At 55.4% G+C, this 26,244-nt stretch carries 14 protein-coding genes, 1 tRNA gene and 3 rRNA genes; 10 read left to right on the top strand and 8 right to left on the bottom strand.

What is annotated here, in order from left to right; translation table 11 throughout:
* Positions 1–74: 74 nt before the first annotated feature.
* Complete coding sequence (trpS, locus tag BJF97_RS03980) at positions 75–1,082, top strand: tryptophan--tRNA ligase (protein ID WP_014227742.1); 1,008 nt, start codon at positions 75–77, stop codon at positions 1,080–1,082.
* A 404-nt stretch (positions 1,083–1,486) separates the two neighbouring features.
* Here trpS and BJF97_RS03975 read toward each other — a convergent pair whose 3' ends face one another.
* Complete coding sequence (locus BJF97_RS03975; protein ID WP_032693045.1) at positions 1,487–2,884, bottom strand: diguanylate cyclase; 1,398 nt, start codon at positions 2,882–2,884, stop codon at positions 1,487–1,489.
* Positions 2,885–3,407: 523 nt separating this feature from the next.
* Between BJF97_RS03975 and BJF97_RS03970 the strand changes: the two genes are divergently transcribed.
* From BJF97_RS03970 to BJF97_RS03960, 3 genes are read left to right on the top strand one after another with little or no spacing between them, the layout of a single operon-like run.
* Positions 3,408–4,475: an HlyD family secretion protein gene (locus tag BJF97_RS03970; RefSeq protein ID WP_032693056.1), complete on the top strand. Its 1,068-nt coding sequence runs from the start codon at positions 3,408–3,410 to the stop codon at positions 4,473–4,475.
* Entirely contained in the window at positions 4,472–7,201 is a 2,730-nt protein-coding gene (gene rbbA, locus BJF97_RS03965) for a ribosome-associated ATPase/putative transporter RbbA (protein WP_032693048.1), read from the top strand. Before BJF97_RS03970 ends, rbbA begins: the two co-directional genes overlap by 4 nt.
* Entirely contained in the window at positions 7,201–8,325 is a 1,125-nt protein-coding gene (locus BJF97_RS03960; protein WP_014837297.1) for an ABC transporter permease, read from the top strand. Before rbbA ends, BJF97_RS03960 begins: the two co-directional genes overlap by 1 nt.
* 41 nt (positions 8,326–8,366) lie before the next feature.
* Here BJF97_RS03960 and BJF97_RS03955 read toward each other — a convergent pair whose 3' ends face one another.
* The 5 genes from BJF97_RS03955 to BJF97_RS03935 form a co-directional block, all read right to left on the bottom strand.
* Positions 8,367–8,684: a hypothetical protein gene (locus BJF97_RS03955; RefSeq protein ID WP_032693050.1), complete on the bottom strand. Its 318-nt coding sequence runs from the start codon at positions 8,682–8,684 to the stop codon at positions 8,367–8,369.
* A 688-nt stretch (positions 8,685–9,372) separates the two neighbouring features.
* Positions 9,373–9,488: ribosomal RNA gene (rrf, locus tag BJF97_RS03950) — 5S ribosomal RNA — on the bottom strand.
* A 194-nt stretch (positions 9,489–9,682) separates the two neighbouring features.
* Positions 9,683–12,586, bottom strand: a 23S ribosomal RNA gene (locus BJF97_RS03945).
* Between the two features lie 190 nt (positions 12,587–12,776).
* Positions 12,777–12,851, bottom strand: a tRNA-Glu gene (locus BJF97_RS03940).
* Positions 12,852–12,938: 87 nt separating this feature from the next.
* Positions 12,939–14,478, bottom strand: a 16S ribosomal RNA gene (locus tag BJF97_RS03935).
* The 16S, 23S and 5S rRNA genes sit together here with 1 tRNA gene alongside, the layout of an rRNA operon.
* A gap of 603 nt (positions 14,479–15,081) precedes the next feature.
* Here BJF97_RS03935 and BJF97_RS03930 point away from each other — a divergent pair.
* Positions 15,082–16,206, top strand: a complete 1,125-nt coding sequence (locus BJF97_RS03930) for a ribosomal protein uL16 3-hydroxylase (protein WP_032694262.1) — start codon at positions 15,082–15,084, stop codon at positions 16,204–16,206.
* Positions 16,207–16,272: 66 nt separating this feature from the next.
* On the opposite strand, the gene surE is transcribed toward BJF97_RS03930, so the two are convergent.
* Positions 16,273–17,148, bottom strand: a complete 876-nt coding sequence (gene surE / locus BJF97_RS03925; RefSeq protein WP_014837294.1) for a 5'/3'-nucleotidase SurE — start codon at positions 17,146–17,148, stop codon at positions 16,273–16,275.
* A 495-nt stretch (positions 17,149–17,643) separates the two neighbouring features.
* Here surE and BJF97_RS03920 point away from each other — a divergent pair, with 495 nt between their 5' ends.
* Positions 17,644–18,423 (top strand): histidine phosphatase family protein, encoded by a 780-nt coding sequence (locus BJF97_RS03920; RefSeq protein WP_032694263.1) that lies wholly within the window; start codon positions 17,644–17,646, stop codon positions 18,421–18,423.
* An 84-nt stretch (positions 18,424–18,507) separates the two neighbouring features.
* Positions 18,508–19,851 carry an OprD family outer membrane porin gene (locus BJF97_RS03915; RefSeq protein ID WP_009654447.1) on the top strand — a complete coding sequence of 448 codons (1,344 nt, stop codon included), beginning with the start codon at positions 18,508–18,510 and terminating at the stop codon, positions 19,849–19,851.
* Positions 19,852–19,892: 41 nt separating this feature from the next.
* Here BJF97_RS03915 and BJF97_RS03910 read toward each other — a convergent pair whose 3' ends face one another.
* The gene (locus tag BJF97_RS03910) at positions 19,893–21,257 is read right to left on the bottom strand and encodes an MFS transporter (protein WP_014227732.1); all 1,365 of its coding nucleotides are present in this window, start codon (positions 21,255–21,257) and stop codon (positions 19,893–19,895) included.
* A gap of 565 nt (positions 21,258–21,822) precedes the next feature.
* Between BJF97_RS03910 and BJF97_RS03905 the strand changes: the two genes are divergently transcribed.
* The 3 genes from BJF97_RS03905 (at position 21,823) to BJF97_RS03895 (ending at position 26,224) form a co-directional block, all read left to right on the top strand.
* Positions 21,823–23,472 (top strand): signal transduction protein, encoded by a 1,650-nt coding sequence (locus BJF97_RS03905; RefSeq protein ID WP_032694264.1) that lies wholly within the window; start codon positions 21,823–21,825, stop codon positions 23,470–23,472.
* Between the two features lie 144 nt (positions 23,473–23,616).
* Positions 23,617–25,068, top strand: coding sequence for an MFS transporter (locus tag BJF97_RS03900; protein ID WP_032694265.1), 1,452 nt, complete (start codon positions 23,617–23,619; stop codon positions 25,066–25,068).
* Between the two features lie 52 nt (positions 25,069–25,120).
* Positions 25,121–26,224: a mandelate racemase/muconate lactonizing enzyme family protein gene (locus BJF97_RS03895; protein ID WP_032694266.1), complete on the top strand. Its 1,104-nt coding sequence runs from the start codon at positions 25,121–25,123 to the stop codon at positions 26,222–26,224.
* Positions 26,225–26,244 lie beyond the last annotated feature (20 nt).

Here is a 26,244-nt window from a genome sequence, read left to right as displayed (position 1 = left end):
CAAAGCCGCCGGAAGGCGGCTTTGTTGTTTCTGAGTGTCGCCCTTCGGCCTGATAGCATCCTAAGGAGTCACTCATGAACACCAGCCAAACGATCCTGACCGGCGACCGTCCTACCGGCCAGCTGCACCTCGGCCACTACGTCGGTTCCCTGCGCCAGCGCGTGCTGCTCCAGCACGACCACCAGCAGTTTATCCTCGTCGCGGATCTCCAGGGACTGACCGACAACGGCAGCAACCCGCAAAAAATCAGCAGCAATATCCTTGAGGTGATGGCCGATTATCTCGCCGTCGGCATCGATCCGCAGAAGACCACCATTTGCCTGCAATCCGCCCTGCCGGCGCTGGCCGAACTCAGCGCGCTGTATATGAATATCGTCACCGTCGCCCGGGTTGAACGCAATCCGACGGTGAAAAATGAAATCGCCCAGAAGGGATTTTCCCGCTCGCTGCCGGTGGGATTTTTAGCCTATCCCATAAGCCAGGCCGCCGATATTACCGCCTTTAAGGCCGAACTGGTGCCGGTCGGCGACGATCAGCTACCGATGATTGAACAGACCAATGAGATCGTGCACAAAATGAATAGCCTGACGACGACGCCGATCTTACGGCACTGCAAAGCGCTGCTCAGCGACGTCAGCCGCCTGCCGGGCATCGATGGCAACGCCAAAATGTCGAAATCGCTGGGAAACACGCTCACCCTTTCGGCCAGCGAAGAGGAGATCCACCGCGCGGTCAGCGCCATGTATACCGACCCGAATCACCTACGGGTCGCCGACCCGGGTCAGACAGAAGGCAACGTGGTCTTTACTTATCTCGACGCCTTTCATGCTGATAAGACCTTCGTTGCCGAGATGAAAGCCCACTATCGGCGCGGAGGGCTGGGAGACAGGCAGTGCAAAAACGCGCTGGAGACCTGCTTACAGGAGCTGCTGGCGCCGATACGCGAACGCCGGGCGACCTATATTCAGGATAAAGGCATGCTGCTGGCGCTGCTGCGCCGGGGAAGCGAGCGGGCGCACGAACTGACGCAACGGACGCTGCATGAAGTAAAACGCGGCCTGGGGCTGCCGGTGCTGTTTTGAGGCGCGGCGATCTCTCCGCACTGAAATCCGCTGCCACATCTCTCCCGGGGGCGGCGCCTGAGGCGCCTTGCCCGGGCTACAGGTTCACAGCCGTCTGCGGTCAGGTAGGCGGGACAGGCGCAGCGCGCCGCGCCCGGGATGGCGCCCGACCGGAAGATATTCTGCGGTTTATTCCCCGGTGGCGGCTATCGCCTTACCGGGGCTACGGGTTCACAGCCGTCTGCGATCAGGTAGCCCGGACAGGCGCAGCGCGCCGCCTCCGGGATGGCGCCCGACCGGAAGATATTCTGCGGTTTATTCCCCGGTGGCGGCTGTCGCCTTACCGGGGCTACGGGTTCACAGCCGTCTGCGATCAGGTAGCCCGGACAGGCGCAGCGCGCCGCCTCCGGGAAGGACCCGGCAGCTTAGTTGCCGTCGCCTTCATGCAGCTTCACGCAGTTGCGCCCATCGCGCTTGGCGACGTACAGCGCGCTGTCGGCATCGCGCAGCAGCAGATTGTAATCCGGATGACCGGTGTGGACGGCGTAGCCGATGCTGGCGGTAATCGAAATCTCATTGTCAGCGCCAACGCTAAACGCCAGCTGGCTGATTTTTTTACGCAGCCGTTCAAGGATAGTAAAGGCTTCCGCGGCGCCGGTCTCCACCAGCACCAGCAGAAACTCCTCGCCGCCGTAGCGGAAGATATAATCGCTGGATCGAATATTATCGCTGAGCAGCTCCGCAACGTGCTTAATCGCCCGGTCGCCAACCATATGACCCCAGCTATCATTGATCTCTTTAAAGTGGTCGATGTCGATAATCGCCACCGTCATCGGCAGTTCATATTCCATCGCCAGCGTCACTTCATGCTTGAGGACAACCGGCAGATAGCGGCGGTTAAGCAGGCTGGTCAGCGTATCCTTACCGCTTTGCATCTGCGACAGGCTGCTAAACAGCACCCCCATCTGGCTGCCGATCTGCTGGCAATGGATATGGATCCCCTGCAGCAAAGCCTGCGTGTTTTTATACTCAGAACCCTCAGACGAGGATTTCCAGGCGGATAACAGCGCATCCACCTTGCTAATTAAGTCGGCGATTTCCTGCATTTGCGGATTTTTGTTAAAGTAACGCACGCATTTATGACGGAACCACAGGCCAAATTCAGAATCAGATAATAACGCTCCGTTAATATCGCTTTTATTATCGCTAACGATATTAAAAATAGCGGTATTTTCCCATCCGGAGAGCGAGGCCTGCTGTTTGCCATATTCCAGCGGCACGTTATCCATCAGGCTATACAGGCGGTACGCTTCTTCATTTTTCGTTGCCCGATAGTGCGACAGGGTATAGGCGTGGCACATCATTTCTACCGCCATGTTAATGGCCATGATGGCGTAGTAGATGGCGGAAACGCTGGTCTCGCGATCGAGCTGGCTATCGCGGATATTTTCAATCAGCCCGGCTTTCAGCTGGCGCGCGCCGCGCAGTACCGCCTCTGCCGGGATACCAATGCGTGAATGGATGCTGCCGATCAGGTACTGCCGCTCCGCCAGCGCCTGCAGATTTTCCTTATCGCACATCAGGATATCTTTCACCCACCCGGCCAGCGAGCTGCTGAGCCGCTCCTCAACTAAGTCATAGCTAAGGTGCCGCGCAATGTCCGGGTCCTGGAAAATAAAATCATAAAAACGGGTCGCTAACGCCTCCGCCTGCTGCCCGGCAATATTTTTAAGTACCGCCCTCACTTCCGGCGTCAGGCTGTCGTACAGCGGCAACCACTCCTTAAAAATAATCGAGATATATTTTTGGCTTTCATCTTTCATTGAATAAAGCGCTCGCCCGGCGTGAGTGTATTTTCAGGGCCGCCGATCATACAACAGTTCTCCTGGGGCAACCAGATTAAAAATGCGCCAGTCGCCAGGGAATAATATCCTCTGGTTATTAGCACTAAGGAATAGCTTATATGTACGATGATTTAATGAAGAACGATTATGATTATCTGCGCCGGTATCACCCCAATAGGCATTATGGGTAATATTGTGCCATCGCGCTCCTCGCTGTTTTTATGTTAACCCGACAACAAGACCCTGCTTTGTATATGGACATACTCATTGCGGGTGTTAGTATGACATTGACGGTAGCAATAAATATGCGTGTTTCATTTAAGGCGAGGATTGCTGATGATGACCACATTGATCGCACCTCTTTCTGACCGGTTAGCAGCGCTGCAGGCTCCCTGCGCCGGTCGGCCTTATTCCCGATATCTCCCTTCCCTGAAGAGACGAAACTCCGCCATGCGGAGGAGAAGCGCGCACCACTCAGCCTATGGAACAAAGCGAGTCGCGTATGGACAAAATCAAACGGCGTTGGGTTGGATACGTTATTGGTTTAGCGGTGGTGATTGCCGCAGCGGCATGGTGGATGCTGCGCCCGCCGGGGATTCCAGCGGGCTTTGCCAGCAGTAACGGCAGGATTGAAGCCACTGAAGTCGATATCGCCACCAAAACCGCCGGGCGTATCGACACCATCCTGGTCAAAGAGGGGCAGTTTGTTCGCCAGGGCGACGTGCTGGCGCGTATGGACACCCGGGTACTCAACGAACAACGGCTGGAGGCCGCCGCGCAAATCAAGGAAGCAGAGAGCGCGATTGCCGCCGCGAAAGCCCTGCTCGACCAGCGTCAAAGCGAAATGCGCGCTACGGAAGCGGTGGTGAAGCAGCGGCAGGCGGAGCTGAACTCCTCGGCTAAACGTCACGTCCGCTCCAGCACGCTCTCGCAGCGCGGCGCGGTCTCCGCGCAGCAGCTGGATGACGACCAGGCGGCGGCAGAAAGCGCCAGGGCGGCGCTGGAATCCGCCAAAGCGCAGGTCTCTGCCGCCAGGGCCGCGATTGAGGCGGCGCGCACCAGCATCATTCAGGCGCAAACCCGGGTCGAGGCCGCCCAGGCGACCGAACGGCGGATTATCGCCGATATCGACGATAGCGAGCTGAAAGCCCCGCGCGATGGCCGCATTCAGTACCGCGTAGCCGAACCGGGAGAGGTGCTGGCGGCGGGCGGCCGGGTGCTGAATATGGTCGATTTATCCGATGTCTATATGACCTTCTTCCTGCCTACCGAGCAGGCGGGTCTGCTGGCGCTGGGCAGCGAAGCGCGAATTATCCTCGATGCCGCGCCGAATCTGGTGATCCCCGCCAATATCAGTTTTGTCGCCAGCGTGGCGCAGTTTACGCCTAAAACGGTGGAAACCAGCGATGAACGGCTGAAGCTGATGTTCCGCGTAAAAGCCCGTATTCCGCCAGAGCTGCTGGCGGAGCATCTGGAGTATGTGAAGACCGGCCTGCCCGGGATGGCCTGGGTTCGTCTGGATAACCAGCAGGCGTGGCCTGAAGCGCTGACGGTGAGGTTGCCGCAATGAAAACCGTCGCCCGCCTGGAAAACGTCAGCCAGCACTTTGACGCAACCGTCGCGCTGAAGGACATTACGCTGAGCATTCCCGCTCGCCGTATGGTGGGCCTGATCGGGCCCGACGGCGTGGGCAAGTCCAGCCTTCTATCGCTGATCTCCGGCGCGCGCGTGATTGAGCACGGCAACATTATGGTGCTCGGCGGCGATATGAGCGAGGTACGTCATCGCCAGGACGTCTGCCCGAAAATCGCCTGGATGCCCCAGGGGCTGGGGAAGAACCTCTACCATACCCTATCGGTCTATGAAAACGTCGATTTCTTCGCCCGTCTGTTCGGCCATGATAAAGCCGAACGCGACATCCGCATCAATGAGCTGCTCCAGAGTACCGGCCTGGCGCCGTTTCGCGACCGCCCGGCAGGAAAACTCTCCGGGGGGATGAAGCAAAAGCTCGGCCTGTGCTGCGCGCTCATTCACGACCCGCAGCTGCTGATCCTCGATGAACCCACCACCGGCGTCGATCCCCTCTCGCGGGCGCAGTTTTGGGATCTGATCGACAGCATCCGCCAGCGTCAGCCGGAGATGAGCGTCCTGGTCGCCACCGCTTACATGGAGGAGGCGGAGCGCTTTGACTGGCTGGTGGCCATGAACGCGGGGGAAGTTCTGGCGACCGGCAGCGCCGATGAGCTTAAAGCGCACACGGCGAGTCAGACGCTGGAACAGGCGTTTATCGCCCTGCTTCCCGAAGCCCAGCGCCTGGCGCATAAAGAGGTGATCATCCCGCCGCGCAATGCCGATGAAAGCGAAGTTGCGATTGAAGCGCGCGGGCTGACGATGCGCTTCGGTCAATTTGTCGCCGTTGATCACGTCAACTTTCGCATCGCCCGCGGCGAGATTTTCGGCTTCCTCGGATCTAACGGCTGCGGCAAATCAACAACCATGAAAATGCTGACCGGGCTGCTACCGGCCAGCGAAGGCGAGGCCTGGCTGTTTGGCCAGCCGGTCGACCCCAGGGATATCGAAACCCGCCGCCGCGTTGGCTATATGTCGCAGGCCTTCTCCCTCTATAGCGAACTGACCGTACGGCAAAACCTCGAGCTGCATGCCCGCCTGTTCCACATCCCGGATGCGGAGATCCCGGGGCGGATCGCCGAAATGAGCCAGCGCTTTATGCTGGAAGAGGTTGAGGACACCCTGCCCGCTTCGCTGCCGCTAGGTATCCGCCAGCGCCTCTCGCTGGCGGTCGCGGTGATCCACCGCCCGGAAATGTTAATCCTTGATGAACCCACCTCCGGCGTCGATCCGGTAGCCCGGGACATGTTCTGGCAGCTGATGGTCGATCTTGCGCGTCAGGACCGGGTGACCATTTTTATCTCCACCCACTTTATGAATGAAGCGGAACGCTGCGATCGCATTTCGCTGATGCATGCCGGAAAAGTGCTGGCCAGCGATACGCCGCAGGCGCTGGTGGAGCAGCGCGGATCGGCCAGCCTTGAAGAGGCGTTTATCGCCTGGCTACAGGAAGCGGCGGATGCCGCGCAGCCGCCTGATGCGCAGGCTGCACCGATTCCCGCGATGGAACATAAAGCCGAAAGCGTGGCGCCGCGTCAGGCGTTCAGCCTGCAGCGCCTGTTTAGCTACAGCCGCCGCGAAGCGCTTGAGCTGCGCCGCGATCCGGTGCGATCGACTCTGGCACTGCTCGGCACCGTGATCCTGATGTTTATTATGGGCTATGGGATCAGTATGGACGTCGAAGATCTGCGGTTTGCGGTGCTCGACCGCGACCAGACCATCAGCAGCCAGGGCTGGTCGCAAAATATCGCCGGCTCACGCTACTTCATCGAACAGCCGCCGCTGCAAAGCTATAGCGAACTGGACAGAAGAATGCGCAACGGCGAGCTGGCGGTAGCGATTGAAATTCCGCCTAATTTTGGCCGCGATATCGCCCGGGGAACGCCGGTGCAGATTGGCGTGTGGGTGGACGGCGCGATGCCGAACCGCGCGGAGACGGTGCGCGGCTACGTGCAGGCCATGCATCTGGCCTGGCTGCAGGAGATGGCCGGTCGCCAGGCCAGCCCCAATCGCGATACCTCACTGATTTCCATCGAGACCCGCTATCGCTATAACCCGGATGTGAAGAGCCTGCCGGCGATTGTACCGGCGGTGATTCCGCTGCTGTTAATGATGATCCCGGCGATGCTCAGCGCGCTCAGCGTGGTCCGCGAGAAAGAGCTTGGTTCAATCATCAATCTGTACGTGACGCCAACCACCCGCAGCGAATTTCTGCTGGGTAAACAGGTGCCGTATATCGTGCTGGGGATGTTCAACTTCTTCCTGCTCTGCGCGCTGTCGGTCTTTGTTTTTGGCGTGCCGCACAAAGGGAGTTTTCTGACGCTCACCCTCGCCGCGCTGCTCTACGTCACTATCGCCACCGGACTTGGCCTGCTGATTTCAACCTTTATGAAAAGCCAGATTGCGGCGATTTTCGGCACCGCGATCATTACGCTTATCCCGGCGACGCAGTTTTCCGGGATGATCGACCCCGTCGCCTCGCTGGAAGGCCCCGGGCGCTGGATTGGCCAGATTTATCCAACCAGCCACTTTCTGACCATCGCGCGAGGAACGTTTTCCAAAGCGCTGAATCTGACCGACCTGTGGGGATCCTTTATTCCGCTGCTTATCGCGGTTCCGCTGGTGCTGGGCCTGAGCGTGTGGCTGTTGAAAAAACAGGAGGGATAATGCGCGGACTACGCAATATTTATAATTTGGGGATGAAAGAGCTACGCAGCCTGCTGGGCGATAAAGCGATGCTGACGTTGATTGTCTTTGCTTTTACCGTCTCGGTTTACTCCTCCGCGACCGTTATGCCGGGTTCGCTGCATCTGGCGCCCATCGCTATTGCCGACATGGATAAGTCGCAGCTTTCATCGCGTATTATCAATGGTTTTTACCGGCCCTGGTTTTTGCCGCCGGCGCTGATTACAGCTGATGAGATGGACGCCGGACTGGATGCGGGGCGCTATACTTTCGCCATCAATATTCCACCGGATTTCCAGCGCGACGTTCTGGCCGGACGCCAGCCCGAGCTACAGGTTAACGTCGACGCGACGCGAATGAGCCAGGCGTTTACCGGCAATAGCTATATCCAGAATATCGTCACCGGCGAGGTGAACAGCTTTGTCGCCCGCTACCGGGACAACGGTACGCTGCCGGTTGAGCTGGCCGTCAGGATGCGTTTTAACCCGAACCTGGAGCAGGAGCGTTTCGGCGCCGTCATGGCAATTATCAACAATATCACCATGCTGGCGATCGTGCTGACCGGCTCGGCGCTGATACGCGAGCGGGAACATGGTACCGTGGAGCACCTGCTGGTTATGCCGGTCACGCCGTTTGAAATCATGATGGCGAAGATATGGTCAATGGGGCTGGTGGTGCTGGTGGTTTCCGGACTCTCCCTGATCCTGATGGTTCAGGGCGTGCTGCAGGTACCGATAGAAGGCTCGATACCGCTCTTTATGCTTGGAGTGGCCCTGAGCCTGTTTGCCACTACCTCAATCGGCATTTTTATGGGCACGGTGGCGCGTTCCATGCCGCAGCTGGGGCTGCTGATGATTCTGGTGCTTTTGCCGCTGCAGATGCTTTCCGGCGGCTCCACGCCCCGGGAAAGTATGCCGCAGGCTGTACAAGATATTATGCTCACCATGCCGACGACCCACTTTGTCAGCCTGGCGCAGGCCATTCTTTATCGAGGCGCTGATTTCTCTATCGTCTGGCCGCAGTTTCTGACGCTGCTGGCTATCGGTGGCGTGTTTTTTACTATCGCCCTACTGCGTTTTCGTAAGACGATCGGGGAAATGGCCTGAGGCAATACCGATGTCGCGCTCTGCCGGTCGCGGCATCGGCGCTATTTATGGCGATTCATAAAGCGCCGCAGAGCCCAGGTGAATCCCATCGCCATGCTGAACAGGATAAACAGCAGCAGCACCCAGCTGACGGAAATTCTCAGCAGCGCACTTAGCGTCATAAGCGGCTGAAGATACACGGTAAACGAGTGGTCGGTGGGTTTACCCAGAAGAACCATCAATCCATCCGTTAACCAGACAAGCGCCCGGCAAACCAGCCAGATGATCGCCGGCCAGCAGAGCAGGACCAGAAAGGTAAAACGCTCCCGGATATAATGTATCAGTTGGCGCAAAGGAGGCCAGTTAATCAGAATTTTCATTAATATTCTCATATTGCCAGCCGGTAACATGCACTATTCGTCAAAAGACGTTACCGGGTTAGCTTCCATACAGGCAATGCACCCTATGTTTTTAGCAAATTTGAATTAACTTAAACCAGATCGAGTTAACAAAGTGTTAAGGACACTAAGTCATTTCGCAGAAAAAGTCCAGCTGTTATGCCTGTGTGCTCGGCAGGGGAGAGGGTTTCGTATCTATTTGTTAACCTGATGACTTTAGAATAACTTAAGAGTTATGCGGGTAATATTCTTAATATAATTCCTGTTAAATATTCAGAAACGCGTTTATCTCTATTTTTATTTCCATATAACGTTCACGCCAATAAAAACGCACTTGCCATAGAATTAATTTATTCACAGAGTAAATTCCTGGCTGATCAGTTTTCGATAAAAATGAGGTTTAGATAGATCTATGCTATTCGCCGTTACGGCGTTCAGTGATTTTGCCGGCAAGCTCTCTGCACAATTCATCGCTCTCGTTGTGACGCCAGGTTAAGTACAAAAAACCTTTTATTTCAAAGCGATATATACTTATTTCGCTTAAGTACTGCGGATGCCCTATCGTGAAAAAGGTCTGGTAAAGGATCCTTGCCGGGCTTTAATACGGATTTCTCAGACGACAAAAACGCAAAAAGCCCATCCGTCAGGATGGGCTCTTCACTTGTTTGATGCCTGGCAGTTCCCTACTCTCACATGGGGAGACCCCACACTACCATCGGCGCTACGGCGTTTCACTTCTGAGTTCGGCATGGGGTCAGGTGGGACCACCGCGCTGTCGCCGCCAGGCAAATTCTTTGTGCTCAGTACGCAATTCTTTATCGCATCAGCCGCGTTGCCCGCGCTCGCAAAGTCAGTCACATACCTCAGTATGCTTCCTCCTTTCCTTCGCTTGTCGCCTTGCTGCTGCGCAAATTATTGCGTACTCAACTCTGAATCTAAGCTGAAAATCTCTCAATCCGCCAAAACATCTTCGGCGTTGTAAGGTTAAGCCTCACGGTTCATTAGTACCGGTTAGCTCAACGCATCGCTGCGCTTACACACCCGGCCTATCAACGTCGTCGTCTTCAACGTTCCTTCAGGACCCTTAAAGGGTCAGGGAGAACTCATCTCGGGGCAAGTTTCGTGCTTAGATGCTTTCAGCACTTATCTCTTCCGCATTTAGCTACCGGGCAATGCCATTGGCATGACAACCCGAACACCAGTGATGCGTCCACTCCGGTCCTCTCGTACTAGGAGCAGCCCCCCTCAATTCTCCAGCGCCCACGGCAGATAGGGACCGAACTGTCTCACGACGTTCTAAACCCAGCTCGCGTACCACTTTAAATGGCGAACAGCCATACCCTTGGACCTACTTCAGCCCCAGGATGTGATGAGCCGACATCGAGGTGCCAAACACCGCCGTCGATATGAACTCTTGGGCGGTATCAGCCTGTTATCCCCGGAGTACCTTTTATCCGTTGAGCGATGGCCCTTCCATTCAGAACCACCGGATCACTATGACCTGCTTTCGCACCTGCTCGCGCCGTCACGCTCGCAGTCAAGCCAGCTTATGCCATTGCACTAACCTCCTGATGTCCGACCAGGATTAGCTGACCTTCGTGCTCCTCCGTTACTCTTTAGGAGGAGACCGCCCCAGTCAAACTACCCACCAGACACTGTCCGCAACCCGGATTACGGGCCCACGTTAGAACACCAGCCATTAAAGGGTGGTATTTCAAGGATGGCTCCATGCAGACTGGCGTCCACACTTCAAAGCCTCCCACCTATCCTACACATCAAGGACCAGTGTTCAGTGTCAAGCTATAGTAAAGGTTCACGGGGTCTTTCCGTCTTGCCGCGGGTACACTGCATCTTCACAGCGAGTTCAATTTCACTGAGTCTCGGGTGGAGACAGCCTGGCCATCATTACGCCATTCGTGCAGGTCGGAACTTACCCGACAAGGAATTTCGCTACCTTAGGACCGTTATAGTTACGGCCGCCGTTTACCGGGGCTTCGATCAAGAGCTTCTCCGTGAGGATAACCCCATCAATTAACCTTCCGGCACCGGGCAGGCGTCACACCGTATACGTCCACTTTCGTGTTTGCACAGTGCTGTGTTTTTAATAAACAGTTGCAGCCAGCTGGTATCTTCGACTGATTTCAGCTCCACGAGCAAGTCGCTTCACCTACCATCAGCGTGCCTTCTCCCGAAGTTACGGCACCATTTTGCCTAGTTCCTTCACCCGAGTTCTCTCAAGCGCCTTGGTATTCTCTACCTGACCACCTGTGTCGGTTTGGGGTACGATTTGATGTTACCTGATGCTTAGAGGCTTTTCCTGGAAGCAGGGCATTTGTCACTTCAGCACCGTAGTGCCTCGTCATCACACCTCAGCGTTAGTGACGTTCCGGATTTACCTGGAACATCCGCCTACATGCTTAAACCGGGACAACCGTCGCCCGGCCAACATAGCCTTCTCCGTCCCCCCTTCGCAGTAACACCGAGTACAGGAATATTAACCTGTTTCCCATCGACTACGCCTTTCGGCCTCGCCTTAGGGGTCGACTCACCCTGCCCCGATTAACGTTGGACAGGAACCCTTGGTCTTCCGGCGTGCGGGTTTTTCACCCGCATTATCGTTACTTATGTCAGCATTCGCACTTCTGATACCTCCAGCAACCCTCACAGGCCACCTTCAACGGCTTACAGAACGCTCCCCTACCCAACAACACATAGTGTCGCTGCCGCAGCTTCGGTGCATGGTTTAGCCCCGTTACATCTTCCGCGCAGGCCGACTCGACCAGTGAGCTATTACGCTTTCTTTAAATGATGGCTGCTTCTAAGCCAACATCCTGGCTGTCTGGGCCTTCCCACATCGTTTCCCACTTAACCATGACTTTGGGACCTTAGCTGGCGGTCTGGGTTGTTTCCCTCTTCACGACGGACGTTAGCACCCGCCGTGTGTCTCCCGTGATAACATTCTTCGGTATTCGTAGTTTGCATCGGGTTGGTAAGTCGGGATGACCCCCTAGCCGAAACAGTGCTCTACCCCGAAGATGAGTTCACGAGGCGCTACCTAAATAGCTTTCGGGGAGAACCAGCTATCTCCCGGTTTGATTGGCCTTTCACCCCCAGCCACAAGTCATCCGCTAATTTTTCAACATTAGTCGGTTCGGTCCTCCAGTTAGTGTTACCCAACCTTCAACCTGCCCATGGCTAGATCACCGGGTTTCGGGTCTATACCCTGCAACTTAACGCCCAGTTAAGACTCGGTTTCCCTGCGGCTCCCCTATACGGTTAACCTTGCTACAGAATATAAGTCGCTGACCCATTATACAAAAGGTACGCAGTCACCCAACCAGTGGGCTCCTACTGCTTGTACGTACACGGTTTCAGGTTCTTTTTCACTCCCCTCGCCGGGGTTCTTTTCGCCTTTCCCTCACGGTACTGGTTCACTATCGGTCAGTCAGGAGTATTTAGCCTTGGAGGATGGTCCCCCCATATTCAGACAGGATACCACGTGTCCCGCCCTACTCTTCGAGTTCACAACCTGTGTGTTTTAGTGTACGGGAGTATCACCCTGTACCCTGCGACTTTCCAGACGCTTCCACTAACACACAAGCTGATTCAGACTCCGGGCTGCTCCCCGTTCGCTCGCCGCTACTGGGGGAATCTCGGTTGATTTCTTTTCCTCGGGGTACTTAGATGTTTCAGTTCCCCCGGTTCGCCTCGTTAACCTATGTATTCAGTTAACGATAGTGCAACGAATTGCACTGGGTTTCCCCATTCGGACATCGCCGGCTGTAACGGTTCATATCACCTTACCGACGCTTTTCGCAGATTAGCACGTCCTTCATCGCCTCTGACTGCCAGGGCATCCACCGTGTACGCTTAGTCGCTTAACCTCACAACCCGAAGATGTTTCGTAAAACATCATCGTGTCGCGAAAATTTGAGAGACTCGAACACACATTAACTGTGTGTCGTTTCAATTTTCAGCTTGATCCAGATTTTTAAAGAGCAAATATCTCAAACGTCACCCGAAGATGAGTTTTGAGATATCGGTTGGTTGTGCCTTTCACTCACAGCCAGCAAGTGGCGTCCCCTAGGGGATTCGAACCCCTGTTGCCGCCGTGAAAGGGCGGAGTCCTAACCGCTAGACGAAGGGGACACGAGGTGTCGCGACTTCGCAGCCGTCTTGCTTCTTTACATCTATCAGACAATCTGTGTGAGCACTACAAAGGCAGGTTCTTTAAGGTAAGGAGGTGATCCAACCGCAGGTTCCCCTACGGTTACCTTGTTACGACTTCACCCCAGTCATGAATCACAAAGTGGTAAGCGCCCTCCCGAAGGTTAAGCTACCTACTTCTTTTGCAACCCACTCCCATGGTGTGACGGGCGGTGTGTACAAGGCCCGGGAACGTATTCACCGTGGCATTCTGATCCACGATTACTAGCGATTCCGACTTCATGGAGTCGAGTTGCAGACTCCAATCCGGACTACGACATACTTTATGAGGTCCGCTTGCTCTCGCGAGGTCGCTTCTCTTTGTATATGCCATTGTAGCACGTGTGTAGCCCTACTCGTAAGGGCCATGATGACTTGACGTCATCCCCACCTTCCTCCAGTTTATCACTGGCAGTCTCCTTTGAGTTCCCGGCCGGACCGCTGGCAACAAAGGATAAGGGTTGCGCTCGTTGCGGGACTTAACCCAACATTTCACAACACGAGCTGACGACAGCCATGCAGCACCTGTCTCAGAGTTCCCGAAGGCACCAAAGCATCTCTGCTAAGTTCTCTGGATGTCAAGAGTAGGTAAGGTTCTTCGCGTTGCATCGAATTAAACCACATGCTCCACCGCTTGTGCGGGCCCCCGTCAATTCATTTGAGTTTTAACCTTGCGGCCGTACTCCCCAGGCGGTCGACTTAACGCGTTAGCTCCGGAAGCCACTCCTCAAGGGAACAACCTCCAAGTCGACATCGTTTACAGCGTGGACTACCAGGGTATCTAATCCTGTTTGCTCCCCACGCTTTCGCACCTGAGCGTCAGTCTTTGTCCAGGGGGCCGCCTTCGCCACCGGTATTCCTCCAGATCTCTACGCATTTCACCGCTACACCTGGAATTCTACCCCCCTCTACAAGACTCCAGCCTGCCAGTTTCGAATGCAGTTCCCAGGTTGAGCCCGGGGATTTCACATCCGACTTGACAGACCGCCTGCGTGCGCTTTACGCCCAGTAATTCCGATTAACGCTTGCACCCTCCGTATTACCGCGGCTGCTGGCACGGAGTTAGCCGGTGCTTCTTCTGCGGGTAACGTCAATTGCTGAGGTTATTAATCTCAACACCTTCCTCCCCGCTGAAAGTACTTTACAACCCGAAGGCCTTCTTCATACACGCGGCATGGCTGCATCAGGCTTGCGCCCATTGTGCAATATTCCCCACTGCTGCCTCCCGTAGGAGTCTGGACCGTGTCTCAGTTCCAGTGTGGCTGGTCATCCTCTCAGACCAGCTAGGGATCGTCGCCTAGGTGAGCCGTTACCCCACCTACCAGCTAATCCCATCTGGGCACATCTGATGGCAAGAGGCCCGAAGGTCCCCCTCTTTGGTCTTGCGACGTTATGCGGTATTAGCTACCGTTTCCAGTAGTTATCCCCCTCCATCAGGCAGTTTCCCAGACATTACTCACCCGTCCGCCACTCGTCACCCGAGAGCAAGCTCTCTGTGCTACCGTTCGACTTGCATGTGTTAGGCCTGCCGCCAGCGTTCAATCTGAGCCATGATCAAACTCTTCAATTTAAGTTTGATGCTCGTAGAATTAAACTTCGTAATGAATTACGTGTTCACTCTTTGAGACTTGGTATTCATTTTTCGTCCGAGGACGCTAAGAATCCATGTCACTTTGAGTGCCCACACAGATTGTCTGATAAATTGTTAAAGAGCAGTGCAACGCGGCTTTCGCTCACCGTTGCGAGGTGGCGTATATTACGCTTTCCTCTTTCAGAGTCAACCCGTTATTTCAGGATTTTTTCTCTTCAACCGACCCGGTTGTTTGTGAAGTGATTCACATCTGCCGTGTCAGTGGGAGCGCATTATAGGGAGCTGCCGGGATATAGCAACCCTTAAAATACAAAAAACTTATCAAACGCTCATAATTTAAACTTCTCACGCTCCCTCCACGCCGGAAAAAATGGGGGAAAGCCAGACGCCACGCGGGCTGCAGCGAATTCAGGCAAAAGCGACATTTTGCGAAAATCAACGTTATCCGCTTGACGTTTCCCCCTCTCTTACCCTGTCGTAACTTCAGATGATGAATTAAGCACCAGCCTTGACCCATGACAAAGCGGCTTGAGGATGCATATTTCTATAATCAGGCCCGTTTCTTCTTATTGGTATGAACCTATGGCTTATCAACTCAACATTAACTGGCCTGAGTTTTTAGAAAAGTACTGGCAAAAGCAGCCGGTCGTATTAAAGAAGGCTTTCGCGAATTTCGTCGATCCGATTACGCCGGATGAGCTGGCCGGGCTGGCCATGGAACCGGAAGTCGATAGTCGACTGGTGAGCTTCAAGAACGGTCAATGGCAGGCCAGCAACGGGCCGTTTGAACATTTTGATGGCCTGGGCGAAACCGGCTGGTCGCTCCTGGCTCAGGCGGTAAACCACTGGCATATGCCCGCCGCTGAACTGGTGCGCCCCTTCCGCGTGCTGCCGGACTGGCGTTTAGACGATCTGATGATCTCCTTTTCCGTACCGGGCGGCGGCGTGGGCCCGCATATCGACCAGTACGACGTCTTTATTATTCAGGGCATGGGCAGCCGCCGCTGGCGCGTGGGCGATAAGCTACCGATGCGTCAGTTCTGCCCGCATCCGGCGCTGCTGCACGTTGACCCGTTCCCGCCGATCATTGATGAAGATCTGCAACCTGGCGATATTCTGTACATTCCGCCCGGATTCCCGCACGACGGAATCACTCACGAAACGGCGCTGAACTACTCCGTCGGCTTCCGTGGGCCAAACGGCCGCGATTTGATCAGCAGCTTTGCCGATTACGCGCTGGAAAACGATCTCGGCGGCGAGCACTACAGCGATCCGGATTTGACCTGCCGCGAACATCCGGGACGGGTAGAAGAGTATGAACTGGAACGCCTGCGCGGCATGATGATCGAGATGATTAGCCAGCCGGAAGATTTCCGCCGCTGGTTTGGGCGTTTTGCCACCACGCCGCGCCACGAGCTGGATATTGCGCCCGCTGAACCGCCTTTTGAAGAAGAGGAGATTGTCGACGCGCTGGCGGGCGGTGAAATGCTGACTCGCCTGAGCGGCCTGCGCGTACTGCACATCGGCGACAGCTTCTTTGTGAATAGCGAACAGCTGGAGCCAACCGATCCCGCGGCTCTGGACGCACTGTGCCGCTATACCCTGCTGGGTAAAGAGGAGCTAGGCGAGGCCGCGCTGCGCAATCCGGCTTTTATTGCCGATCTGACCCGCCTGATTAACCAGGGCTACTGGTTCTTCGACGAATAGCTTCATCATCGGTTCATATAAAGAAGGCGCGGAACCCGCGCCTTCTTCTTTACTATCGCTACAGCATCATTTACCGAGCAGCGCCTCAAACTGCGCCTGGTAGTGCGGCGCGTTCCATGAACCATCAAACAGGGTGTAAGTAATATATCCTTTGTTGAGCCAGCCCGAGTCATTATCCCCTTCCGCCGGTTTCATCGCCTCCGGATTCATCGTCTGTTTGGCGGTACCGTCCGCCAGAAGTTCATAACCAATCTGCGGCACAGGGAATTGTTCATTCTCAATATAATGAACGCCCTTAATTTCAGCCGACGGCAGCGGCGGATAGTTAATGCTCAACCCGGCCCCCTGCGGCATAATCGGGCTTCCCGGTTTATGCGCGGCGTTAAGTTTATCCACCAGCGAGACGACATAATCCACCGAATCAGGCCAGTACTTATGCGTGCTCGGCCATTTGTTCTTCATTTCTTCTTCCGTGAAGCGGTAGCCAATGCTGGCGGCAATCGCCGGGAAACCGTAGCGTACGGCGCGGGCCGCGGCGCTCACGGTGCCGGAGTTAACCTGCGCCATACCGGTATTGGGACCATCGTTGACGCCCGAAATCACCAGATCCGGCGGCGCGTCTTTCAGCACGCCCCACAGGCCAAAATCCAGCGCATCGGCAGGAGTTCCAGGGAAGCAGTAGCGTTTGTCAGCGGCTTTTTTGACATCAAAAACTTTACCCGTCTTAAAGGTAATTGCCGACCCGATACCGCTCTGATTCGTTGCCGGCGCCACCATCCAGACGTCATACCCTTTGGCCGCCAGTTTTTCCTGCAGCGAAGTGGTCCCCACAGACTGGCAGCCATCGTCGTTAACCAGCAGTATTTTCAGCGGTTTTTCAGCAGCCTGTACGCCAGCGGCAGATAACGCCAGAATGGCGGCAGTCAGGATTTTCGTTCTCATCATCACTCCTTGTTGGGTAGCAGAGGTATTTCTTAGGCGCAAAAAAAAACCTAAGACTCCTGCCGCACGCCAAATTGGCGGACAGGGGTCTTAGGTTTTGCCTGTGGTCAGTAACAATCCCAGAGTGCTGCGAAAATAACGCCAGAGCGTAAAAGAGTCCAGCCCGGACATCATTATTCTGTGACGGAGATCAATCCTCTAAAATTATTTAAGCCGAAAACTGCCAATTAATCTGAAAATTAAACTTAAGATACAACTCAATCAACAAAATTACCTCCATGAAGACGATCACATTTATTGACATTCATAATAAATAGAGGATGTCTTTTCTCATAATTAGTGCTAACGTCGCCCTTGTTGGATTGTTACTGTTTAGAACAGGCGAAACCTACGTTATAGACGTTCGAGCGAACATAATCTTATTTATGCTTCGCGTCGAATATCTGACGTAGGTTTTTTTTTGCTTATAAAAAGACCATTCAGGTGGAGCGTTATATGAAGAAGTGGCTAATAGCATTAATGATGGCGGCAGGCGCGGCAACCTGCTCTGCGGCGGAAGTTAAAAACGATGACGGCGTGAATATCTATTTCGCCCGTCATGGCAAAACGCTGCTGAATACGTTTGACCGCGTGCAGGGTTGGGCGGACTCACCGCTTACCGAAGACGGCATTCGCGTCGCTCGTTATCTCGGCGAGGGGCTTAAAGGTATTCCTTTTGATAGCTTCTATTCCAGCGATGCCGGACGTCAGCGTGAAACCATGCAGGTGATCCTTAAGCAAACCGGAGTAAGTGATTACAAACTTACTGAGCTCAGCGGCCTGCGGGAAGCCTTCTTCGGCGGTTTCGAAGGCGGCTATAACAAAGATATGGCCGACGCCGGCGCCAGACAGCTGGGGCTTAAAGACGGCGCTGCGCTGTTCAGCCAAATGAAAGCGGGCACCCTGGCCGTCGATACCAACCAGAACGCGCTGGCAGCGGCCGACCCAAAGGGTATGGCGGAAAACTATCAGCAGGTAAAAACCCGTACCCAGGCAGCGCTGCACACTATCGTTGAAAACGCGCAGGCCCGGGGCGATAAAAACGTGCTGGCAATTTCATCCGGTACCGCAATGCAGATTATGATTTCCGATTTAACCGACGATAACGCGAAAAACAAGCCGCTTGCCAATGCCGCGGTGGTTAAAATTGTTTATAAAGACGGCAAATATACCGTTCCAGAAATTGGCACCATGAAATATGTTGAAGCCGGAAAACAGGCTCTCGATAAAAAATAATACCCACGCTTAATTATTTATTACGGCAGACTTCAGGCGAAAACACCTCGCCTGGATCGCTGCGTCCCTACTCTGGGGTTTATTATGAAAATCAATACTACAACAGTCGCCATTATGCTGCTGGCTATTCCCGCCAGCGCCTGGTCAGCTTCGACCACTAACAGCCTGAAGGAGCGCGATTATATCGATACCGTGCTCGACGATCCGTTATTCAGCCAGTCCCATATGAATTTATCGTTTAAAAACTACTGGAAATATCTTAAGGAAGAAGAGACCGAGCCAAAGAAAGTCCATAATGCCTGGGGTCAGGGCGTCGCCGTCGATTATCAGTCCGGCTATTTTGCCGATATTATTGGCTTTGATGCCACTTACTACGGAGCGGTCAAGCTCGGCGCCAGCGATTACTTTAACTCCCGCGGCGTGCTGTATAACAACGGCAGCGGGAATAAAAAGAGCAACGCTGAAGGCTTTTCCAAATTTGGTCAACGCAACGTCAAGCTACAGTATCGCCTGGCGGACACTCATCTGAACGCCCGCTGGGGCTGGCAGACGATGAAAAACTTTGGCGTCATCTCCAACTCCACCCGACTCTCTCCGACCACCTATTTGGGCTGGACCGGCGCGGTGAACTACGGCCCCTTCACGCTGCGCGGCGCGTACATCGAAAGCGCGATGGATCGTAACTCGCCGGATAAGAAACGCTTCCAGACCAACAGCGGACAGTACATTAACCATATCGCCAGCGGCGATATTCTGTGGCAAAGCGAGCACCTGAACATGCAGTACGGCTATGGTGAAAGCGATAACTATCTGCGCCGCCATATTCTGTTTACCAATATTAAGCCGATAAAAGCGCTGAACATCGGTACTCAGGTCTACGCCACTCACGCGCTGGACGAGTATAAAGCGATGCCAGCGAATAAGCGTGACTTTGACGACGACGCCTGGCACATCGCCATGGATGTGAAGTGGCAGGCGGACAACTGGAGCACCAAGTGGGGTCTGGGCTATACCGATGCGAACAAGGCCAATGAAGTGGGCTTCTACCCGCGCCATATGAGTAAAAACTCGCGCGGGACCTTTATCTCAATGGCTTACGCCGGTAACGACTATATGCGCGACGGTGAACTGGTTCTCTCTAATATGTCGGACTATAACCTGACGCCGGAGCTGGCGATCGGTCTCGCCGGCAACATCGCCCAGTTTAACTACCGCGGCAACCACGTCCGTACCGGGGAAATTAACGCCTTCAGCCGCTGGGTGCCGACGCACCCAAGACTGAAAAATCTCACCGTCTGGGCGATGTTCGGGCCGGGCTGGTCCTATAAGATGAATGGCAAAACGCCGGTGCTTACCGACGGCCATTACAGCCGGGCCAACTCGCTCTCTTCGGAAGTGATTATCGAATATAAATTTAATCTGTTCTGATACGCCCGCCCCGCCGGTCATGGCGGGGCAACCCTCCCCGGCTACTTCTTCACCTCATTAAGCTCATCGTTATAGCTTTCCCGCGTCACGCAGACGCACAGGATGGTAATCAGTGCCATGCAGGCGAGAAACAGCGAGATGGGCCACGATGCGCCGCCGGACCACACCAGCAGCAAGGTACCGATCATCGGCGTTAGGCCGCCGACGATGTTCGCCAGCTGAAAGCCGAGCGAGACGCCGGTATAGCGCACGCTGGTGTCAAAAAGCTCCGAAAAGAAGGCCGGCTGAACGCTGAACATCATGCCCAGCCCCACGGAATAGCAGAAGGTGGTGGCGAACATAAACATCTTCACCGAGCCGGAATCGATCATCCAGAATAGCGGGAAAGCAAAGATCAGCGTGATGGCGGCGCCGGCCAGATAGACCGGTCGGCGGCCAATTTTATCGGAAAGCCAGCCGAAGAACGGAAAGGTAAAAATGCCGACAAAGCTGGCCAGCAGCAGCCCGTTCAGCGCCGTTTCGCGAGTGAAGTTGAGTTCCCTTGTCACATAGGACATAAAGAACGCCACCGTCAGCCAGCCCAGAACAATCTCCCCCATGCGCATGCCCATCGCCAGGAACACCGCTTTACGGTGATGCTTGAGTACGGTGAGAATGGGAAACTTCTGCTCCGCCGCTTTCGGCGCGTTCTGCTGCTGTTTCTGATTCTCCTGGAACACCGGCGTCTCTTCGATCCTTGAGCGGATAAACATCCCGACAAACAGCAGCGCGATGCTTAACAGGAAAGGCACGCGCCAGCCCCAGGACATCAGGTCATCCTCCGGCAGCATCACCACCAGCGCAAAAACGCCGGTGGCGATAAACAGGCCAAGCACGTTGCCCAACTGAACAAAAGTGCCGAAAAAGCCCCGGCGATGGCGCGGCGCATACTCGGTGATCAGCGTCGTCGCCCCACCCCATTCGCCGCCGATGGCAAAGCCCTGGCAGAGGCGCAAAAAGATAAGTATCAGCGGCGCGGCGTTGCCTATGGTGTCGTAGCTGGGGATTAAGCCTATGAAAAAAGTCGAAATCCCCATAATCATCAGCGACAGAACCAGCGATTTTTTGCGGCCGATCTTATCGCCATAGTGGCCAAATACGATGGCCCCGATGGGCCGGCTGACGAAGGTAATCGACAGCGTCAGGAAGGACACCAGCAGCGCCATCAGCGGCGAGAGGTTAGGAAAAAACAGCGACGGAAACACCAGCGCGGCGGCGGTGCCGTAGATAAAAAAGTCATAGAACTCAATCGTTGTGCCGGAAAGACCGGAGCCCAGCACGGTGAGCAGCTTTCTTCTTTCATGCGTTTGTTGCGATGTTTGTTCATTTTTTGCAGGGGTCATGGCGGGCGAGGTAAGCATAGTCATCATTAAATCCTCTGTCCTGAATCATTATTGTTAAGTCGGGCAGCGCCTGGCTAACCGCGGTCGCGAGGGAAAATCGCCCGCAAGCTAACTCGAATTAGCTAATTATAACAAGATACGGAGATTCACAACGTAAATGCTAAAAGAGTGTGACCAGGATCGGTTAAATTTTAACACCCGCCCTAGCGCCGCGAGACAAATCGCTCACGAAATAACGTAAATAATTCATTAATTTCAATCAATTATATATTTAACGCTGATTTACCGTCCCCGCAGCGCTTCCCGTCCGCTTTGCTGCCCGCCTTTATGCCGCCTCAGCAAGCGTTCCCTGTCACCTCGACCCACCGTTTAAAATAAAGAGTTAAATATTAATAAGTTAATAATTGCACATTGATAGCCATCACAAATCCCCAGTAAAGAGTTTGTTCCTGTCTTTTTTTTATCCTAATTTGCTAATTCGAGTTAGCTTAAGAAATTAGCCAGCAACAGAACGATTGATGCCGCGCTTACCCCGGCGCAGCACGCTCAACGATAACTAAGCGACCTATCCCCTACAGGAGAAATTCACATGCTGAATTTAACGTTACCCGCGGAAGCCGGGCTTATTACCCCGCAGCCAGGCGAAGTGTTGATGGTGACCAATGCGGATCTCCGCGAACCGGCTAACGTCACCTGCTGGCCCACGCAGAAGCTGTTTGAAGAGCGTCTGGAAACGGCGCTGGAAACATTAGGCTATCGCCTGCGCCGCGCCCATCCGGTCAACGAGCAGCGCGGTCACGGGTTTATCAGCAGCCAGAAAGAGGGTAGCGAGCTGTTCGCCGGGATCGATCCGGATGCGCCGGTTATTGTCCTGCTTACCGCCTGGCAATACTCCCATCACCTTGCTCCTTCGCTGGTACATCATCGCGGCCCTATTTTGCTGCTCGCCAATTTTGACGGTACCTGGCCGGGCCTCGTCGGCATGCTCTGTATGGCAGGCTGCCTCACCAGCCTGGAGCGCAACTACTCGCGGCTTTGGTCGGAAACCTTCGCCGACGAGGCGTTTATTCGCGGCTTAGACACTTGGCTGCGCGACGGCCATCTCAGCCATAAGCTCAGCTATCTGCATCCGGTTGCGCCCAGCGCGCCGCTGCTGGCCAGCGAAGCCGGGCAGATTGGCGTGAAGGTTGGGCAGTCGATCCTCAAACACAAGGCCATTGTCGGGCTGTTCGATACCTTCTGTATGGGGATGATCAACGGCGTGTTCCCGCAAAAAGCGATGATTGACGTAGGGATGCCGGTGGAGTCGCTGTCGCAATCGGCGCTGCTGGTTGAAATGAACAAGGTGCCGACCGCCCTGCGCGAAGCCTGTCTCGACTGGTATGAGACCCGCGGTATGCGCTTCCGGTTCGGCGCCGACGGGACGAAGGATCTGACCCGGGAGCAGGTGCTGGAACAGTGCGCGATGATGATCGCCATGGCGCGCTTCGTGAAGCGCTTCGGCCTGACGGCAGTGGGCGTGCAGTATCAGCAGGGGCTCAAAGACAGCTGCGCCGCCTCGGATTTTGCCGAAGGCGCCATCGGTAACGCGGAACGTTTCCCGATCCCGGATGAGAATGGCGAGATCGTCTGTCCGGACGCGCCGATCCCCTGCATCAACGAGGTGGATATGGGCAGCGCCATCCCGCAGGTGATGCTGGCGAAGCTGCTCGGCGCGCTGGGCATGGCGAGCGAAACCACCCTTCACGATATCCGCTGGGGTAGCGAGTACAACGGCACGTTCTACTGGGATCTGGAGATCTCCGGCGCTGTGCCGTTCGCCCATCTGAAAGGCGGGATCGCCGGGGCCACCGGCTATCGCCAGCCGGCGATGTTCTTCCCCTATGGCGGCTCGACCATTGCCGGTCAGGGCAAAGCCGGACGCTTTATCTGGGCGCGAGCGCACTACGAAGGCACCCAGGTGATCCTGCATATCGGCACCGGCACCGCCGTCGAACTACCGCATGACGAATTCGAACGCCGCCGCCGGGCGACCAACTACGAGTGGCCGTTACTCAACGCCGTTCTCGACGGGGTTTCGCGCGACGATTTAATGGCGGGACACCAGAGCAACCATCTCAGTCTGGCTTACGTAGAGGAGGAGGTATTATCCGAAGTGCTGAACGCCTTTATTGCCCAGGCGCTGACGCAAAATATGAAAGTCTTTATCGCAGGCGATGCGCATTTATTAATGAAATAACAACTGATTCGCTTATGTAATTTTTACGTTGTTAGCGATCCTGGCAAACATCCGCTTTATTCGTCTCTTTATCGCCCATAAAGAGCGGATCAACGCGCATCTGTCCGGGCGGGCTCTCCGCCTGCCCGGATAAGAGAGGATTATATGTATCAGCAGCAACATATTGAATTTATTATCCAGAAGGCAAAGAAACGGCTCGATCTGCAGGAGGCCCCTGGCTGCACCAAAGCGGGATGGCTAATGATCACCGCATTATTAATTGAGTCATGGGATATTTATTCCATGGCGTTTATTTTATTCGCCCTGAAAGATATTTATGAGCCCAGCAGCTGGCTGCTCGGTTTTACCGCCGCCGGCACCCAGCTCGGCGCGGTGGTCGGCGCGCTGCTCGGCGGCTGGCTGACCGATAAGCTCGGACGGCGTAAAATTTTCCTCTGGTCGATGATCCTGTTCGCGATCTTCGCCGTTCTTCAGGGCCTGGCGCCCAATATGTACTGGCTGGCGATTATTCGCTGCCTCGCCGGGATCCCGGTGGGTGCGGACGTGGCTAACGGCTTTACCTACATCATGGAGGTGATGCCGAAGGGCAAGCGCGAAGTGATGGCTAACCGCTGGCAGTTTATGTTCGCGCTGGGGATTATCGCCGCCATTCTGCTGGTCACCACGCTGGTGGCGCTTGATGTTCACCCGGATATGATCTGGCGCATCGTGCTGGCGGTCCCGGCGATCCCGGCCTGCCTGCTGCTGTTTATGCGTCGGGAGCTGCCGGAGACGCCAGCGTGGTTCGTCGAACGCGGCCGCTTTATCGAAGCGAAAAAAGCCTCCCGTGAATATTACGGCGAACAGGATGGCCGTCTGCTGGACGACATTCTGCCCAATGAAAACGTCACTATCGCCGACCCGACGCTCAAAGAGACGCTGCACGATCTGTTCCGCCGTCCGTTTACCCGCCGCACCACCCTGTTCGGCTGGTTCTCCTGCGCCGTGCAGTCGTTTGAAAACTACGCCTTCTCCTTCTTCCTGCCGCTGATCCTCGTGACCATCGGGATTTCCGGGCAGATCCAGAATAACCTCGCCCTGCTGGCGGTGAACTGTATCGCCGCGCTCTCGGCATTTGTCGGCCCGCTGCTGTTGCCGAAGCTCGGGCATAAGGGACTGAGCAAATACGGCTTCCTGCTGGTCACTATCGGTATTTCGATATCGGCGTGGGGCGTCTACAGCAGCAGCTTCGCATTTATCATCTTCGGCGCGGCGCTAATGCTGTGGGGCCACTACTGGGATTCCGAAAGCGGCATGACGGTGATCTCGCTGGTGGCAAAACCGCGCTATCGCGGCGTGGCCTCCGGCATCGGCTACACCATCGTCAAGGTCACCGCCTTCGTTACCACCCTGGTCTTCCCGGCCCTGTTTGAAGCGGTCGGCGTACCGGTCGCCTCGATGATTATCGCTATCGCGCCGTTCTGCGCCTTCCTCGCCTCCATCTTCCTGCTGCCGGAAGTCTTCGGCCATGCGGTGGGCGACGAGAACGATCGAGAACATGACGACAGCCCGGCAATCGCCCTGGAGGGTCATGAATCCCCGGCCTCCAAACATTAACCGCCCGGGCCGCAGGGGCGGCCCCCGCTGAACCCATAAAGGAAGGAATCAGATGAACAGCACAAAAATGCCCGTGATTGAAAATATCGAACTGATGACCGCCCGCGTTCCGCTGCCGGAAGGCCCGTGGGGAGATCAAATTCACCACGTCACCGATATCGAAGTGGCGATTGTTGACGTCTACGGTTCTAACGGCCACGTCGGGACCGGCTTTAGCCACACTTCCGGCTGGTGCGGGAAAACCATCTCCGCGCTGATTGCCGAGATTATCCCGGACGTTATTGGCCAGCCGCTCTCCCCGCGCGGCCTGTGGCATCGCTCGTATAAACACGTACACGACGTCGGCGGCGCAGGCGTCACCACCCATGCCCTGGCGGCGCTGGATATTGCCTACTGGGATCTGTTAGGTAAAACCCTCAATGCGCCGATTATCGACATTCTTGGCCGCGTACGCGATCGCGTTCCGCTGTACGGCAGCGGCATCAACCTGCATCTGTCCATTGAGGAAGTGATTGACCAGGTCAAACGCTGGAAAAGCACCGGCTACCTGGCGGCGAAAGTGAAAGTGGGCAAACCGACGCTGGAGGAGGACGTGGAGCGGCTGCGTAAGATTCAGGAAGCAGTGCCGGGCTTCCCGCTGGCGGTGGACGCCAACCAGGGCTGGAGCTTCCCGCAGGCGCTGCGCGCGTTCAAGCTGTTCGAACCGCTCAATCTGCTGTGGATTGAGGAGCCGCTGCCCTCCGACGATATCGCCGGCCACCTGCGGCTGCGCGAACGCAGCGCCACGCCTATCGCGCTGGGAGAAAACGTCTATAACTTAAACCAGTTTACGCAGTACATCGAGAGCGGCAGCGCGGATTACATCCAGGCGGATCTCGGCCGCGTCGGCGGGATCACCGGCTATCTGGATATCGCCGCCGTCGCCCGCGCGCACAACCTGCCGATGACGCCGCATTTTGTCATGGAGCTCAGCGCCAGCCTGCTGGCAACGGTGCCGAATATCTCATACGCCGAGATGACCGACGGCGGGCGCTGGAAAGATCTGCGCATCATCGCCGAAGCGGGCGAAGAGGTGGACGGCTACTACGTGCCGAGCGAAAGGCCGGGCCACGGCATTATTCTCGATCGTGATTACCTCGCAACCCACAAAATCTAACCACGCAGTGAGGGGAAAGG

It is taken from the genome of Klebsiella sp. LTGPAF-6F (assembly GCF_001753185.1).
GTDB classification, from domain to species: Bacteria; Pseudomonadota; Gammaproteobacteria; order Enterobacterales; family Enterobacteriaceae; genus Klebsiella; species Klebsiella michiganensis.
Note: the sequence above shows the minus strand (reverse complement) of the source record. Positions and strands in the feature narration are given on the sequence as shown.

Bases quoted from the DNA above. Each gene is read 5' to 3' on its own strand.
- trpS (WP_014227742.1), top strand. From the start codon at position 75: ATGAACACCAGCCAAACGATCCTGACCGGCGACCGTCCTACCGGCCAG.
- BJF97_RS03975 (WP_032693045.1), bottom strand. From the start codon at position 2,884: ATGAAAGATGAAAGCCAAAAATATATCTCGATTATTTTTAAGGAGTGG.
- BJF97_RS03970 (WP_032693056.1), top strand. From the start codon at position 3,408: ATGGACAAAATCAAACGGCGTTGGGTTGGATACGTTATTGGTTTAGCG.
- rbbA (WP_032693048.1), top strand. From the start codon at position 4,472: ATGAAAACCGTCGCCCGCCTGGAAAACGTCAGCCAGCACTTTGACGCA.
- BJF97_RS03960 (WP_014837297.1), top strand. From the start codon at position 7,201: ATGCGCGGACTACGCAATATTTATAATTTGGGGATGAAAGAGCTACGC.
- BJF97_RS03955 (WP_032693050.1), bottom strand. From the start codon at position 8,684: ATGAAAATTCTGATTAACTGGCCTCCTTTGCGCCAACTGATACATTAT.
- BJF97_RS03930 (WP_032694262.1), top strand. From the start codon at position 15,082: ATGGCTTATCAACTCAACATTAACTGGCCTGAGTTTTTAGAAAAGTAC.
- surE (WP_014837294.1), bottom strand. From the start codon at position 17,148: ATGAGAACGAAAATCCTGACTGCCGCCATTCTGGCGTTATCTGCCGCT.
- BJF97_RS03920 (WP_032694263.1), top strand. From the start codon at position 17,644: ATGAAGAAGTGGCTAATAGCATTAATGATGGCGGCAGGCGCGGCAACC.
- BJF97_RS03915 (WP_009654447.1), top strand. From the start codon at position 18,508: ATGAAAATCAATACTACAACAGTCGCCATTATGCTGCTGGCTATTCCC.
- BJF97_RS03910 (WP_014227732.1), bottom strand. From the start codon at position 21,257: ATGACTATGCTTACCTCGCCCGCCATGACCCCTGCAAAAAATGAACAA.
- BJF97_RS03905 (WP_032694264.1), top strand. From the start codon at position 21,823: ATGCTGAATTTAACGTTACCCGCGGAAGCCGGGCTTATTACCCCGCAG.
- BJF97_RS03900 (WP_032694265.1), top strand. From the start codon at position 23,617: ATGTATCAGCAGCAACATATTGAATTTATTATCCAGAAGGCAAAGAAA.
- BJF97_RS03895 (WP_032694266.1), top strand. From the start codon at position 25,121: ATGAACAGCACAAAAATGCCCGTGATTGAAAATATCGAACTGATGACC.